This window comes from Fructilactobacillus sp. X3R2C1 (genome assembly GCF_059901235.1).
Genome location: NZ_JBWXVA010000020.1, coordinates 1 through 374 on the forward strand (window position 1 = coordinate 1; position 374 = coordinate 374).

The window sequence follows — 374 nt, forward strand, 5'->3', positions numbered from 1 at the left end:
GATCACCTCCTTTCTAAGGAAAAATTCGGAAACCTTACATTATTGAAGTCTTGTTTAGTTTTGAGAGTTTTACTCTCGTTAAAATAAATGTTCGCGCTTTTGGGTCTATAGCTCAGCTGGTTTAGAGCGCACGCCTGATAAGCGTGAGGTCGGTGGTTCGAGTCCACTTAGACCCATCGTTACTGGTAAGTGACAATCGAATATTTTGGGGAATTAGCTCAGCTGGGAGAGCACCTGCTTTGCAAGCAGGAGGTCAACGGTTCGATCCCGTTATTCTCCATTGACACGAAAGTGTCAACTTTGTTCTTTGAAAACTAGATAATATTATTTTCTGTATTAATTATATTTTAATTATAATTTTAACCGAGAAATAA

2 tRNA genes are annotated in these 374 nt (G+C 38.5%); both read left to right on the forward strand.

What is annotated here, in order from left to right:
- The first annotated feature begins 101 nt into the window (after positions 1 to 101).
- Positions 102 to 176: transfer RNA gene (locus AC6UDB_RS06985), tRNA-Ile, on the forward strand.
- A gap of 31 nt (positions 177 to 207) precedes the next feature.
- Positions 208 to 280 (forward strand) — tRNA-Ala (locus AC6UDB_RS06990).
- Positions 281 to 374: the final 94 nt, after the last annotated feature.